The sequence below is a fragment of the Ferribacterium limneticum genome (assembly GCF_020510565.1).
Taxonomy (GTDB): Bacteria; Pseudomonadota; Gammaproteobacteria; order Burkholderiales; family Rhodocyclaceae; genus Azonexus; species Azonexus limneticus_B.
In genome coordinates this window covers 327,000-341,780 of sequence record NZ_CP075189.1, presented here as the reverse complement: position 1 = coordinate 341,780, position 14,781 = coordinate 327,000, and the positions used below count along the sequence as shown (strand labels likewise).

Annotated in this window: 14 protein-coding genes; 5 read left to right on the top strand and 9 right to left on the bottom strand. The window is 61.3% G+C overall.

Features of this window, described 5'->3' with window-relative positions; genetic code table 11:
- Positions 1–10: 10 nt before the first annotated feature.
- The 3 genes from KI610_RS01645 to ilvD form a co-directional block, all read right to left on the bottom strand.
- Positions 11–319: a c-type cytochrome gene (locus KI610_RS01645; RefSeq protein WP_226496989.1), complete on the bottom strand. Its 309-nt coding sequence runs from the start codon at positions 317–319 to the stop codon at positions 11–13.
- Positions 320–469: 150 nt separating this feature from the next.
- A complete protein-coding gene (rhtB, locus tag KI610_RS01640) occupies positions 470–1,090 on the bottom strand; it encodes a homoserine/homoserine lactone efflux protein (RefSeq protein WP_226496988.1) in 621 nt (206 codons plus the stop codon).
- Entirely contained in the window at positions 1,087–2,943 is a 1,857-nt protein-coding gene (gene ilvD / locus KI610_RS01635; protein ID WP_226496987.1) for a dihydroxy-acid dehydratase, read from the bottom strand. Before ilvD ends, rhtB begins: the two co-directional genes overlap by 4 nt.
- A gap of 88 nt (positions 2,944–3,031) precedes the next feature.
- Between ilvD and lgt the strand changes: the two genes are divergently transcribed.
- From lgt to KI610_RS01620, 3 genes are read left to right on the top strand one after another with little or no spacing between them, the layout of a single operon-like run.
- On the top strand, positions 3,032–3,823 hold the full coding sequence (gene lgt / locus KI610_RS01630) for a prolipoprotein diacylglyceryl transferase (RefSeq protein ID WP_226496986.1): 792 nt from the start codon (positions 3,032–3,034) through the stop codon (positions 3,821–3,823).
- Positions 3,824–3,863: 40 nt separating this feature from the next.
- The gene (locus tag KI610_RS01625; protein WP_226442084.1) at positions 3,864–4,340 is read left to right on the top strand and encodes a VOC family protein; all 477 of its coding nucleotides are present in this window, start codon (positions 3,864–3,866) and stop codon (positions 4,338–4,340) included.
- 6 nt (positions 4,341–4,346) lie between these two features.
- Entirely contained in the window at positions 4,347–5,099 is a 753-nt protein-coding gene (locus KI610_RS01620; RefSeq protein ID WP_226496985.1) for a hypothetical protein, read from the top strand.
- Between the two features lie 23 nt (positions 5,100–5,122).
- On the opposite strand, the gene KI610_RS01615 is transcribed toward KI610_RS01620, so the two are convergent.
- The 6 genes from KI610_RS01615 to htpX all read right to left on the bottom strand — a co-directional run bounded on the left by KI610_RS01615 (position 5,123) and on the right by htpX (position 12,595).
- Positions 5,123–5,728, bottom strand: a complete 606-nt coding sequence (locus KI610_RS01615; RefSeq protein ID WP_226496984.1) for a GAF domain-containing protein — start codon at positions 5,726–5,728, stop codon at positions 5,123–5,125.
- Positions 5,729–5,858: 130 nt separating this feature from the next.
- The gene (locus tag KI610_RS01610; RefSeq protein WP_226496983.1) at positions 5,859–6,197 is read right to left on the bottom strand and encodes a P-II family nitrogen regulator; all 339 of its coding nucleotides are present in this window, start codon (positions 6,195–6,197) and stop codon (positions 5,859–5,861) included.
- The gene (locus tag KI610_RS01605) at positions 6,194–9,304 is read right to left on the bottom strand and encodes an efflux RND transporter permease subunit (RefSeq protein WP_226496982.1); all 3,111 of its coding nucleotides are present in this window, start codon (positions 9,302–9,304) and stop codon (positions 6,194–6,196) included. The genes KI610_RS01610 and KI610_RS01605 overlap by 4 nt, the downstream gene beginning before the upstream one ends.
- Positions 9,301–10,440 (bottom strand): efflux RND transporter periplasmic adaptor subunit, encoded by a 1,140-nt coding sequence (locus KI610_RS01600; RefSeq protein ID WP_226496981.1) that lies wholly within the window; start codon positions 10,438–10,440, stop codon positions 9,301–9,303. Before KI610_RS01600 ends, KI610_RS01605 begins: the two co-directional genes overlap by 4 nt.
- Positions 10,440–11,675, bottom strand: a complete 1,236-nt coding sequence (locus tag KI610_RS01595) for a TolC family protein (protein WP_226496980.1) — start codon at positions 11,673–11,675, stop codon at positions 10,440–10,442. Before KI610_RS01595 ends, KI610_RS01600 begins: the two co-directional genes overlap by 1 nt.
- Before the next feature lie 41 nt (positions 11,676–11,716).
- Positions 11,717–12,595, bottom strand: a complete 879-nt coding sequence (gene htpX, locus KI610_RS01590; protein WP_226496979.1) for a protease HtpX — start codon at positions 12,593–12,595, stop codon at positions 11,717–11,719.
- A gap of 102 nt (positions 12,596–12,697) precedes the next feature.
- Between htpX and KI610_RS01585 the strand changes: the two genes are divergently transcribed.
- Entirely contained in the window at positions 12,698–13,606 is a 909-nt protein-coding gene (locus KI610_RS01585) for a LysR family transcriptional regulator (protein WP_226496978.1), read from the top strand.
- A 35-nt stretch (positions 13,607–13,641) separates the two neighbouring features.
- Positions 13,642–14,781, top strand: a complete 1,140-nt coding sequence (locus tag KI610_RS01580) for a D-alanyl-D-alanine carboxypeptidase family protein (protein WP_226496977.1) — start codon at positions 13,642–13,644, stop codon at positions 14,779–14,781.

Here is a 14,781-nt window from a genome sequence, read left to right as displayed (position 1 = left end):
GAAACTGAAATTACTTCTGGGCGAGCACCCAGGCGACCAGCTTCTTGGCTTCGTCTTCGGTAACGTTGTTGGGCGGCATCGGGATCTGACCCCAGGTGCCCTTGCCACCAGCCTTGACCTTGGTGGCCAGCATGGCGGGGGCAGCCTTGTCGCCCTTGTACTTTGCAGCAACTTCCTTGTAAGCCGGACCAACCAGCTTCTTGTCGATGGCGTGGCAGGACATGCAGTTCTTGGCCTTGGCCAGAGCTTCGTCGGCCTGGGCCTGACCGGCCATCACGATACCAGCAGCGGCCATCACGGCAACATAAACAGCTTTCATTCTCTCGCTCCGTTATTCAGGTTGGTGGATAAATCAGTATTGGATGATAAAACCCTTTTCTATCCCTTGCAAACAGGAAGCTTGCGGTATTCGCCTCTCCTGCTCAAGGTGATTAACGCACAATCTTGGCAATACGTTGACAGCAAATGCTTATGAAGGTCGCGACGAGACGACCAGGAGTGCTCCTGCCGAAACAAACAAGCCGCCGAAAAAGCGATTCTGCAGGCGAATAGCAGCGGGGTCATGCAACCAGCGGCCCAGGTGAACCGCAGCGAGGGCATAACCTGACATCACGGCGAGGTCAGTCAGGCAAAGCGTTGTCGCGATCACCAGATATTGCGGAACCTGGGCTTGCACGGGATCTACGAACTGGGGCACCAGCGCGGCGATGAAAATGATCGCCTTCGGGTTGGTCAGATTGACCAGAACACCCTGCAGGAACAATCCTCTGCGGCGGACCACCGGGGCATTGGCGTCGACGGGGATGGCCGGGGCTCGCCATTTCTGGATGCCGAGCCAGACCAGATAAGCCGCACCAAAGAACTTGACCAACAAAAATGCAGTCTCCGAGGCCGCGAGCACGGCGCCAAGGCCCAGGGCAACAATCAACAAATGGGCCAAAATCGCGGTCTGCAAGCCAAGAATGGCCGTCAGGGCCGACCAGTAGCCATGCCGCATGCCGGTGCTCATGCTGATCACGGCGCCCGGCCCGGGCGTGACGGCGATCAGGATCGATGCCAGCAGGAACCCGAGCCAGACGGTGAGTGTCATTTGCGGCGCTGAATCTGCTTGACGTCGCGCACCGCGCCCTTGTCGGCCGAGGTGGCCATCAGGGCATAGGCTTGCAGCGCGGCAGAAACCGTGCGTTCGCGGTTGACCGGCTGCCAGGCGGCTTCGCCCTTGGCTTCCATCGCGGCGCGGCGGCTGGCGAGTTCGTTATCGGCGATAGCCAAGTGGATGCGACGATTCGGGATGTCGATTTCGATGGTGTCGCCCTCTTCGACCAGACCGATGGCGCCGCCATCCGCCGCTTCCGGCGAGGCGTGACCGATGGACAGGCCCGAGGTGCCGCCGGAGAAGCGGCCGTCGGTAAGCAACGCACAGGCTTTGCCCAGCCCCATCGATTTCAGATACGAGGTCGGGTAGAGCATTTCCTGCATGCCGGGGCCGCCCTTCGGGCCTTCGTAGCGGATGACGACAACGTCGCCGGCAACGATTTTTTCGCCCAGAATGGCGTCGACCGCAGCATCCTGACTTTCAAAGACTCGAGCACGACCACTGAATTTCCAGATTGATTCGTCAACGCCGGCCGTCTTGACGATGCAGCCGTCGAGCGCGATGTTGCCGTAGAGCACGGCCAGACCACCCTCCTGCGAAAAGGCATTGGCCTTGTTGCGAATGCAGCCGTGGGTGCGGTCGAGGTCGAGTTCGTTGTAGCGGCGATCCTGCGAGAAGGCGACCTGTGTCGGCACGCCGCCCGGGGCGGCCTTGAAGAATTCATGCACCTTGACGTCGTGCTCGCGGACCACGTCCCAGCGTTCGATGGCTTCCCCGATATTCTTGATGTGGACAGTCGGCACATCACGGGCGATCAGGCCGGCACGGTCCAATTCGCCAAGGATGCCCATGATGCCGCCGGCACGGTGGACGTCTTCGATGTGGTATTTGTCGGTCATCGGCGCCACCTTGCACAGACAGGGCACGGCGCGCGAAATGCGGTCGATGTCGGCCATCGTGAAGTCGACGCCGGCTTCCTGCGCCGTGGCCAGGATGTGGAGCACGGTATTGGTCGAGCCGCCCATGGCGACGTCTAGGGTCATGGCGTTTTCGAAGGCGGCCTTGGTGGCGATGGAGCGCGGCAGAACCGACGCATCGTCTTGCTCGTAATAGCGCTTGCACAGTTCGACGATCTGGCGGCCGGCGCGCAGGAAGAGTTGCTTGCGGTCGGCGTGGGTGGCGACGACCGTGCCGTTGCCGGGCAGACTGAGGCCGAAAGCTTCGGTCAGGCAGTTCATCGAATTGGCGGTAAACATGCCGGAGCAGGAACCGCAGGTCGGGCAGGCCGAGCGCTCGATTTCGTCGAGATCGGACTGGGAAACCGAGTGGTCGGCGGCCTTGACCATGGCATCGACGAGGTCGAGATGTACGACGTTGCCCTGGATCTTGACCTTGCCGGCTTCCATCGGGCCACCGGAAACGAAGATGACCGGGATGTTGAGGCGCATGGCCGCCATCAGCATGCCCGGAGTGATCTTGTCGCAGTTGGAGATGCAGACCATGGCGTCGGCGCAGTGGGCGCTGACCATGTATTCGACCGAATCGGCGATGAGGTCACGGCTGGGCAGCGAATACAACATCCCGCTGTGGCCCATGGCGATGCCGTCGTCGATGGCGATGGTGTTGAATTCCTTGGCGACGCCGCCGGCTGCTTCGATCTCGCGCGCTACCAGCTGGCCCATGTCCTTAAGGTGCACGTGGCCCGGCACGAACTGGGTGAAGCTGTTGACCACGGCGATGATCGGCTTGCCGAAGTCGCCATCCTTCATGCCGGTGGCGCGCCACAGGGAGCGGGCACCGGCCATGTTGCGGCCGTGGGTGGAGGTGCGGGAACGGTATTGCGGCATGACTCTCTCTCCGTCTGAATCTGGCGCCGATGTCTTGTCATGGCGCGCGAACTATAATCGGCTAATTCTAGCCCACTCTGAACCTTCGATGCTTCTTCACCCGCAGTTCGACCCTGTCGCCTTTTCGCTCGGCCCGCTCTCGGTGCGCTGGTACGGTTTGATGTATCTCGTCGCCTTCGTTCAGTTTATTTTGCTCGGCCGCTACCGGATCAAGAGTCGTCCGTCGATTCTTAGCGTCGAACAGCTCGACGACCTGCTTTTCTACGGCATGCTCGGCGTTATTGTCGGCGGTCGCCTCGGGCAAGTGCTGTTCTATGAGCCGGGTTATTACCTGAGCAATCCGCTGGAAATTTTCGCCGTCTGGAAAGGCGGCATGAGCTTCCACGGCGGCTTTCTCGGCGTGCTCGCCGCCATGGGACTGTGGGCGAACAAGCAGCGGATTAACTGGTGGGACATCATGGATTTCATTGCGCCGCTCGTGCCACTTGGCCTGGCTGCCGGCCGCCTTGGCAATTTCATCAACGGCGAACTGTGGGGCCGCGTCGCCGACGCCAGCCTGCCCTGGGCGATGATTTTCCCGCAATCCGGCGACATGCAGCCACGTCACCCGTCGCAGCTTTATCACATCGGTCTGGAAGGCCTCGCCCTCTTTTCGATTTTGTGGCTTTTTTCCGGTCGACCGCAGCAACGCGGTGCGGTGTCCGGTGTTTTCCTGATCGGCTACGGCTGCTTCCGTTTCATCACCGAATTCTTCCGCGAGCCGGATGCCGGCATCTTCGGCCAGTCGTACACGATCAGCATGGGCCAGTGGCTGTCGCTGCCCATGGTGCTGGCCGGCATCGTTTTGCTGGTACTCGCCAAGCGCCGGAAATCTCTATAATTATGGATTACGTTTTCCACTACACAACAGGAATCGACTCATGACACGTCCGTTCAAGGTTCTCGGCATCCAGCAAATCGCCATCGGCGGCCCTTCCAAAGAAAAGCTGCGCACGCTGTGGGTCGAGAAATTCGGCCTGGAAATCACCAGCACCTTCGTTTCCGAGCGCGAAAACGTCGACGAAGACATCTGCGCCATGGGCACCGGCCCGTTCAAGGTCGAAGTCGACCTCATGCAGCCGCTTGATCCGGAAAAGAAGCCGGCCGTCCATGCCACGCCGCTCAACCACGTCGGCCTGTGGATCGACGACTTGCCCAAGGCCGTTGAATGGCTGTCGGCCAATGGTGTGCGTTTCGCCCCGGGCGGCATCCGCAAGGGCGCCGCCGGTTTCGACATCACCTTCCTGCACCCGAAGGGCAACGAGGAATTCCCGATCGGCGGCGAAGGCGTGCTGATCGAGCTGGTACAAGCGCCGCCGGAAGTCGTCTCGGCCTTCGCCAAGCTGGCTGCCCAATAAGCCAAAATGGCTGACATCCCCGAGCACGAACTCGAGGGAACGCGCGCCGCGCTCGCCCCCACGCTGGAGGCGACCGCGGCGATCCTGCCCTGGGTGGCAAAACCCAAAAAACCGCGCTTCGACCCGCAGCTCAATGAGCGCTGGATTGCCGCCGGCAAACGGCTTGCCACGGCGTGGTCCGAGCGCCATGGACCCGGCGCAAATGACATTCGCCCGGCCATTTTCGGGCTCTACGCCATCGCCATTGAAACCGCCGACGCCAACTGCCTGCGTCTCGGCGAAGCACTGGCCAGCGCTGCCGACCGTCTCGAAGAAAATGTTCTGTCGCCTCGCCTGATTGCCGCCATGAGCGCCGCCATCGAATGCCTAAGCGAAACCGAGGGCCTTGAGCACCCAGCCTTCCCCGAGCGTTCCGGCCACTTCGCCGGACGCCTCGAGGCATGCGCCAAGGCGACGAACGCCGACGAGCGTTCGGCCGTTCTCGACCAACTATTCGTCGATGAAGCCAGCGAGCAAATCCAGTTGATGCACGATGCCCTGGCCGCCCTGCCGCCGGATGCCTACGCGCTGACCACGGAAGCGCTCAAGCTGGCTCAACAGGCGGAATTGCTCGAAATCTGGGGTGTCATGCATCTCGCCCGACAGCTATCGGAATGCATCAACCGGAACTCAGCCGACCTCGATAGCCCCGCCGTCCGCCTGGAAGTGCAAAACCGGCTCGAAGCACTGGGCACCACCATTGCCACGGTCAACCGGTAATTTCGGCCAAAATTGAAATTTCGTCAGATAGCACCGCAGACGGCGCGCAGCCGCTCGCTGGCGGCATGGGCCTGAAGCCTCGCCTCTTCCGCCTCGTACTCGACCAGAGCCAGCGTCACCAGATTGGCCACCGCCTGCGCAAACAGGCCGTGCGCCGACGTCCATGGCTGGCGCGAGCCAACCTGCTCGAGACAGAGCACGCCCTGCAACTCGCCACGGATGTGAATCGGCGTATCGAGCATCGCCGTCACGCCATGACGAGGCAAATAATCGAAGGCGAACTCGGCGGTCAGCGGATGCGTGTAGGCATCGTCAGCCGAAATGCTGCCGCCGGCCCGCAATGCCTGAAAGTAGAGCGGATACTGGCGGGCATGGATACGCTGATCTTTACTGTGGCGCCGGGGTGACAGCTCGAAGAGGTCAAGGCAAAGCAGTTCCTGATGCTGTTTGGTGAGCGCCCAGATGCTGACGCGCTCGACACCGGACATCTGCGCCGCCGACTCGGTCAGGATGCTCAGCATCATGTCGAGCGACGCTTCCTTGAAATAGGCGCCGCGCGACAGGGTGGCGATACCCTCCTGCAATTCCAGCGGTGACATCAGGGCTCTGCCGAGACCCGGATTGACCATGTTTTCCATAAATTCCGACTGATCTGGCCCCTGTCGGGGCAATTACTCAAATCCGAATTTTAAGAATCCCGGTCAATTCCGCCTGTGAAATCCTCCACACCTGACAAAAGTAATAGTCAGGTGATTACCGTTACTCCGGCCCCGGCGTCGTCTTGAAGATGAACGCGGCGCGATGGATATCGGTGATCCACACCAGCCCGTCACCATAATGGCCGGTCTGTGCGACCTCGGTAATGCGTTGAAAAATGACCTCGGCCACCTCGTCCGGGGCAACGATTTCGACGCGCACCTTATGCGTGTAATCGGTCAATTCATCCTTGATCTTGGTGCGTGCCGGGACATGACGCGACGGGGCACTACAACCCTCGACCTTGGTTACCGTCATGCCAGGAAAGCCTGGCAGCAGGACCAGAGCATCGCGTAAATCGGCCAGTTTGTTGGGGCGAATGACAGCCTTGATTTCTTTCATGCTTCGACCTCTTCTTCGTCAAACCAGCGGTAAATGGTGGGCAAAACCAGCAGCGTTAGCAGAGTACAGGTAATCAAGCCGCCAATCACCACGATGGCCAGCGGCCGCTGGACCTCGGAACCCGGCCCGCTGGAAAACAGGAAGGGAATCAGGCCGAGCATGGCGACGGTCGCCGTCATCATGACTGGCCGGAAGCGCAGCGTGGCGCCCTCGACGACCGCGTCGCGCACGCTACGCCCCTGGTCGCGCAGACCTCGGATGTAGGACACCAGCACGACGCCATTGAGTACAGCGATACCCCACAGCGCGATGAAACCCACCGAGGCCGGCACCGACAAGTATTCGCCGCTGACGAACAGGCCGATGATGCCGCCGATGGAGGCGAACGGCAGCACGGTAATGATCAGTGTGGCGAAACGCAGCGAATTGAAGAGCAGGAAGAGCAGGAAGAAAATGGCCGCGATGGTTATCGGGATGATGATCTTGAGGTGACCCAGCGCCCGCTCCATGTTCTGGAACTGACCGCCCCACTCCAGGTAATAGCCCTCCGGCAGCTTGATCTGGCCATCCACCTTCTGCTGCAGCTCGGCGACAAAACTGCCAAGGTCACGGTCTTTGACGTTGACACCGACGACGATGCGCCGCTTGCCCAGTTCGCGCGAGATCTGCGCCGGGCCATCCATGACGCTTATTTTCGCCACGTCGGCCAGGCGTGCCCGAGCACCATTCGGCGAGGTAATCAGAATATTGGAAATCGCCTCGATGTTATTGCGGAAGCTCTCCGGCAAACGGACGACGCCGGGGAAGCGACGCTCACCCTCGAAAATCTCGGTCGCCACCTTGCCGCCAACCGCTGTTTCCAGCAAATCGTTGACGTCGGACACGTTCAAGCCAAGCCGGGCAATCGCCTGGCGGTCGATTTCGATGGACAGATACTGCTGCCCGCTGATCCGCTCGATACGCAGATCCTGTGCCCCCTCCAAGGTCTGGGCGACCTTGCCGATCTGACCGGCAATCTTCTTCAACTGATCGAGATCGTCGCCGAAGACCTTGACGGCAATATCGGAGCGCACGCCGGTGACCATTTCATCGACGCGGTCGGAAATCGGCTGGGCCATGACGACCTGCACGCCCGGCAGCACCTTCAATTTCTCGCGCATGGCGTCCTGAATGTCCTCCTGCGTCCAGCCGGAAGGCCATTCGCTACGCGGTTTCAGGCTGACGATGGGCGTCGATTCATTCGGCCCCTGCGGGTCGGCCGGCGATTCGCCACGACCAACGCCGGAGACTGCCGACTTGACGCCCGGCACCTGCATGACCAGTCGCATGGCTTCCATTTCCATCTTGATCGACTCGTCGAGCGAGATGTTGGGCACGCGGTTGATACCCGGCACGACGGAACCTTCCTTCATTTCCGGAATGAAGGCGGTGCCGAGGAAAGGCAGCGTACCCACCGTCAGGATAAAGGCGCCAACGGCCAGGATCACCGTCTTGCGCTCATTGCCCAGCGTCCAGTGCAGCATCTTGAGGTAACGGCGCTTCATGGCGGCGATCAGCTTGGTATCGTGGTCGCCATCGTGGGCCGGCGGCTTGAGCAGGTAGGTCGACATCACGGGCGTCAGCGTCATCGACAAGACCAGCGAAATGGCCAGCGCGATGGCGATGGTGTAAGCCAGCGGCGCGAACATCTTGCCTTCCATGCCCTGCAAGGTCATCAGCGGCAGGAAGACGAGAATGATGATGCCAACGCCGAAAATGACCGGTGTCGCCACCTCGACCACGGCGCGCAAGATGACGCGCAACTGGCTCTCGCCGGTCTTGGCATGGCGGCCGAGTTGCAGGTAGGCATTTTCGACGACCACCACCGAGCCGTCGACCATCAGGCCGATAGCGATGGCCAGGCCGCCCAGCGACATCAGATTGGCCGAAATACCCAGCTTGTTCATCGCCATGAAGGTCAACAGCGGCGTCAGCACCAGCGTACCGACGACAATCAGCGAGGAACGGACATCGCCAAGGAACAGGAAGAGCACGACGACAACCAGCGCGACGCCCTCGAGCAGCACCTTGGTCACCGTCCACAACGCCGCATCGACCAGTTCCGAACGGTCGTAATATGGCGCGATCTTCAGGCCATCAGGCAACATGCCCTTGCGGTTGATCTCCTCGACCCGCGCCTTGACCCGGCTGACCACTTCCTTGGCGTTGCCGCCAGCGATCATCATGACCACGCCGCCGACCGCCTCGGTCGTCCCGTTCTTGATCACGGCGCCCTGACGGACATCGTGGCCAATCTGCACGTCGGCGACATCGCGCACGTAAACCGGCACGCCGTCCTTTTCCTTGAGCACGATGGCGCGCAGGTCTTCCAGATCACGGACCAGGCCAACACCGCGAATCAGGTACTGCTCGGCGTATTGCGGCAGGACGCCGCCGCCGGCATTGGCGTTGTTGCGGCCAACCGCCTGATAGACGTCAGCGACGCTGAGCCCGAAGTGGCGCAGCTTGTCGGGATTAACCAGCACCTGATACTGCTTGGCGTAGCCGCCCTGTGAATTGATCTCGGCAACGCCCGGAATCGAGCGCAGCAGCGGGCGCACCACCCAGTCCTGGGCGACCCGGCGCTTCATGAGTTCTTCCACGCTCAGTGTCCGGTCGCCGTCATCCGGCCGCTCCAGCGTGTATTGATAAACCTCGCCGAGACCGGTCGACACCGGTCCAAGCACCGGCGTAATGCCGGCCGGCAGGCGCGAACCAACTTCGAGCAGGCGCTCCATGACGAGTTGGCGGGCGAAATAGACGTCGGTCTTGTCGTTGAAAACAAGCGTGATCAGCGACAAGCCCGGCTTGTTCAGCGAGCGCATTTCCTCCAGCCCGGGCAGGCCGGTCATTGCGACCTCAAGCGGCACAGTGGCAAAGCGCTCGACCTCTTCCGGCGAACGGCCGGTGGCCTCGGTGGCGATCTGGACCTGGACATTGGTCACATCGGGGAAGGCATCGACCGACAGCTTGCGCGCCGCATCGAGCCCGAAGAAGAAAAGGACGGTGGCGATCACCGCGACGATCAGGCGCTGCTTGAGCGCCCCACGGACGAGGGACTCGATCACGATCCCTCCATTTCCTTGCGATTACGCTCGTTGTTCAGGTGAAAAGCGCCGTCGACCACGAGTTTTTCCCCGCCTTTGAGGCCGGACAGAACAACGCGCACCCCACCCTGCTCTGGCCCCAGTTTGACCTTGGCCAAACGGAAGGCGCCATCGCCCTCGGCGACAAAAACGTTGTCCTCGTCATTCTCGCGAACCACAGCACCGGCCGGTATGACCAGACGATTCACCGGCTTGGCTTCGATCAGCATCGACGCCAGCATGGCCGGCTTGAGGCGGCCATCGCGGTTATCCAGTTCGGTACGTACGAGCACCGTACGCGTCTCCGGGTCGATGGTCTGACCGACAAAAATCAGCTTGCCGACCAGCTTTTCATGGCCCAGCGCCGGCACTTCAATGCTCACCGACTGTCCGGTCTTGACCTGGCTGACCTGCTGCTCCGGCACCTGCGCCACGGCCCACAGGCGTGACAGATCGGCGACGACAAACAGTGAGTCGGCGGGCTGCACAACCTGCCCCTGCGCCAGCTTGCGTTCAACGACGACGCCATTCAAGGTCGCCACGACCGGCGTCACCGAATTGACCTCGCCCTGCTTGCCCAAGCGCTCAATGGCTGCCGGACCGACGCCCAGCAACTGCAATTGATCGCTGGCCGCCCGTGTTTCGGCCTTCGAAATCTGGTATTCGCTTTCCCGGCGCTGCAGTTCAGCCGCACCGATCACGTCAGCCTCGAACAAGGCCTTGGCGCGTTCGGCATTGCGCCGATTCAGCTCCAGTTCGGCACGCGCCTTGAGGTATGCCAGCTGCTGGCTGGACAACTCACTGCTGTTCAACTTGGCAAGCACCTCGCCCTTTTTGACACTCTGGCCAAGCAGGGCATCGATATCGGTTACCCGGCCAGTCACCGTCGCACCAATGCGGGCGAGACGTTGCTCGTCGAAATCAATACGGCCGCTGACGCGCAGCGTTTCGGCCACGGGCTGAGTGCTGACCGCGCTCAACTTGAGTTGATCGAGCAGTTCCGGCGAGGGCGTAACGCTCAAGGGGTCGCGCACCTGCTGCGCGGCCGATTTGTCATTCTCCTGATTGCAGCCGGCCAGTGTTGCCACGGTCAACAGCAAAAATAGGGCTTTTTTCATTATTCTTTTCCTCCGGGGATTGCCCGTAGTCTTTCAATTTCTACCCAGGCCGAAGCCAGTTCGTAACGTGCTGTAATCAATTCGGCGCGCGCTGCGCGAAAAACCCTTCGTGCATCGAGCACTTCGAGAAAGCCGCGTTCGCCAAAACGATAGGCCGCTTCCGCCACTTTCACGGCCGCTTCGGCCTGCATAAGAATGCCGGACTCCAGCGCGACGACCTGAGCCTGGGCAATCTCATATTGCTGGAAGGCGATTTCAAGCTGCTGGGCCAGGGAAAATTCCTGCGCGGCCAACTCGTGGCGGGCCCGCGACAACTGCGCCGAGGCTTCGCCAACCGGGCCGCTACGGCGGTCCCACAAAGGAATAGAGACGACAACACCGAGCTTGTTGGCGCGCATATCCGGGTCTTCATCCATGCCGGCTTTCAATGCCACATTGGGCCAGCGCTGACGGCGTTCGAGATCAAGCAGATGCTGGGCGCGCACCATTTCGGAGCGCGCGCGCGCCAAATCCGGGCTGGTTTCCGCCAATTGCTTGCGCAAGCCATCCAGAGGAGGCAGTTCCGGGACGTCCCGCAAGCGGCCGCGCAGGGCAAAGTCGGCGGGCAAGGCGCCGCCTACACTCTGGCGCAATTGCGAGCGCGCCTGCTCACCGCGAAAACCGGCGGCTTGGGCGGTTTTCTGAACATTGAGCAACTCGGCATCGGCCTTGATCAACTCGAAGCGCGGCGCCTCGCCGGTTTCCACGCGCAGCGCGATACGCGAGCGCACACTCTCCATGGCCACCAAATCTTCACGCGTATTGCTCAGTTCAACATCACGCCGCAAGACCTCAAAATAACGCAGGCGCAGACGCGCCAGCGTATCTGCCTCAAAGGCCCTGACCGCTGCCGTCGTCGATTCCAGCCCGGCCTCCGCCGCACCAATCCGCGCCGATCGCCGCCACGGCATATCGAGCGGCTGGGTCAGCGTAACGCTGCGGGCATCGCCGGAATTGCCGCCGACGCCGCGACTGCGCGAGGTTCCGCCGAGATATTCCAGTTCGGGGTTGGGAAAGGCGCCGGCGCTATCGATCGCATAGCGCGCTGCCGTAATCTGGTCGCGCGCCGACAACACGGCGCGACTCGACGAGAGGGCCAGCGCCTCCAGTTTCGGCAGGTCGAATTCAGGCTGGGCGACGGCAAGCGTCGCGCCCATGCCTAAAACAAAACCGAGCATTTTTGTGCATTGCATCATAAATTTTACCTAGCAAACCGCATGCCACTGAATGGCTACGATCAACGGCCTCCCAATGCGGCAATGCGTTCTTCAAGTGGCGGGTGCGTCGAGAACAGCGCCATGAAACCGCCTTTGCCACCAGCAATGCCCGACGCTGCCATGTTTTGCGGCAGCGGCTCGGTATGCAGGTTGCCGAGGCGACGCAAGGCGTTCTGCATCGGCACCGGCGAGCCCATCAGGCCCGACGCACCGGCATCGGCACGGAATTCGCGCTGGCGCGAGAACCAGGCAACAATGATGCTGGCGAGCAGACCGAAGACGACTTCGCAAATCATGCTGGTCACCATGTAGCCAATGCCCGGGCCGGTGTTTTCGCTATCGCCGCGGCGCAGGAAACCATCGACCAGGTAGCCGACGATGCGCGACAGGAAGACGACGAAGGTATTCACCACGCCCTGGATCAGCGTCATCGTCACCATGTCGCCGTTGGCGATGTGAGCGACTTCGTGGGCCAGTACTGCTTCCGCTTCGTCACGGGTCATGCCCTGCAACAAGCCGGTCGATACGGCAACCAGCGAACTGTTTTTGCTGGCGCCAGTGGCGAAGGCATTCGGCTCACCGTCGTAGATGGCGACTTCCGGCATCGGCAGGTTGGCGCGCTTGGCCAGCTTGGCGACGGTGTCGACCAGCCACATTTCCGTGGACGAACTCGGCGCCTCGATGACCCGGGCGCCCGTGCTCCACTTGGCCATGGTCTTCGACATGAGCAAGGAAATGAAGGCACCGCCAAAGCCGATCACGGCTGCGAAGACAAACAGCATGCCGACGTTGAGGCCGTTGGCCGTCAGAAACTTATTAACGCCCAGCAGACTGGTGGCCACACTGAGGACCAGCATGACCGCGAGGTTGGTGGCGAGAAAAAGGACAATACGTTTCATGTTGAACTCCTCGAAAGAGAAACACGCGGATGTTATTGCATTGCAACAAACCAAAAAATGGGAGCAAAATGGAAACACCCTTCGGTTTTTCCTGTAGAACTCATGACCCCGATTAACTATAAACATCTTCATTACTTCTGGGTCGTCGCCCAGGAAGGCAGCATCACCCGGGCCGCGGAACGCCTGGGCGTTGCTGTTCAGACCATCAGCGGCCAGCTTTCGTTGCTTGAACGGCAACTCGGCAAAGCCCTGTTCAACAGCCAGGGACGCGGCCTGGTACTGAGCGAGGCCGGACGGGTTGCCCAGGGCTACGCCGACCAGATATTCCAGCTCGGCGAAGCGCTGACCGAGGCCGTCGAAGGCGTCGGCAGCGAATCGACGCTGCGGCTGCGGGCCGGCATTTCCGACGGGATACCCAAGCTGCTGGCCTATCGCCTGCTGTCAACGGTGACCAGCATGCCAGCCGATGTCCGCCTGATTTGTGACGAAGGCGAATTCGAAACCCTGCTCGCCGACCTCGCCCTGCACCGCCTCGATGTCGTGCTGACCGACCGGGCCGCCCCGGTCAGCGCCAATCTCAAGGTGTTCAGCACGCCGCTCGGCGAATTCGCCACCGGGCTGTTTGCGACGCAGGAGCTGGCCGGGCAATACCGCCAGGATTTCCCGAAAAGTCTGCACGGCGCGCCGCTGCTCCTGCCCACCCGCCACAATGCGCTGCGTGGCCGGATCGACCGTTGGCTGGAGAATTCGAACATCCACCCGAAAATCGTTGGCGAATTCGAGGACAGCGCCTTGCTGACGACCTTTGGGCGCGGCGGGCTGGGTATTTTCCCGGCCCCGCTGGCGCTCGCCGAGCAGGTTGCCAGCCAGTTGCAAGCCGTGCCGCTCGGCGCCATGATTGGGGTCAGCGAGCACATTTTTGCCATTTCCAACGAGCGGCGCATCCGCCACCCGGCCGTCGAGGCGCTTTGCGCGGCGGCACCGCAAGGCGTGATTGAGCCAAGGGTATAATTTCCACCCCCAACGCAAAACAAAGTCCAAAACCAATGTCGCTGTTCCGCAAGACCACCCTTCTCGCCCTGAGTTTCGCTTTCGCCGCCCAGGCGATGGCCCAGCAATTGCCCGTTCCCCCGTCTCTGGCCGCCAAATCGTGGCTGCTGCTGGAAATGGGCTCGAATCAGATGTTGACCGCAGAAAAACCCGACGAGCGCCTGGAACCGGCCTCGCTGACCAAGCTCATGACGGCTTATCTGACCTTCGCCGCCCTGCACAAGAAAACCCTGGCCCTCAGCCAGCCGCTACCCGTCTCCGAAAAAGCCTGGCGCACCGGCGGTTCCAAGATGTTCATCCGCGTCGACACACAGGTGCCAGTGGAAGACCTGATCAAGGGCATGATCGTCCAGTCCGGCAACGACGCCTGCGTCACGCTGGCCGAAGGCATTGCCGGCAGCGAAGAAAACTTTGCGCAGATGATGAACCGCGAGGCGCAGCGACTGGGCATGAATGCATCGAGCTTCCGCAACTCGACCGGCCTGCCCGACCCGGAGCACTACACCACGGCGCGCGACCTGTCCCTGCTCGCTTCCGCCCTGATCCGCGACTTCCCCGAGGAGTACAAGAAGTATTACTCGATGAAGGAATACACCTATAACGGCATCACCCAGCCGAACCGCAACCGACTGCTCTACATCGACCCCACCGTCGATGGCGTCAAGACTGGCCACACCGAAGCCGCCGGCTACTGCCTGATTTCCTCCGCCCTGCGCGACAAGCGCCGCCTGCTCTCCGTCGTCCTCGGCACCGCGTCGGATAGCGCCCGGGCCAGCGAGTCGCAGAAGCTGCTCAACTGGGGCTATATCTCCTACGACGCCGTGACCGTGCAGGCCAAAGACCAGGCCGTCGCCACGCTGCGCGCCTGGAAGGGCGCCCAGAGCGAGGTCAAGGCCGGTTTTGCCAATGACCTGTCAATCGCCGTGCCCAAGGGTTACGCCGATAAGGTGAAGAGTGATTTCGTCGCCGAGCCGCGCCTGATCGCGCCAATCGAGGTGGGCCAGAAACTGGGCGTGCTCAAAGTCAGCATCGACGGCAAGGTTTATGGCGAATATCCGGTCGTCGCCCTTGAAAACGTGCCACTCGGCAACATCTTCATTCGACTCCTCGACACCATTCGACTCTGGTTCAACTAA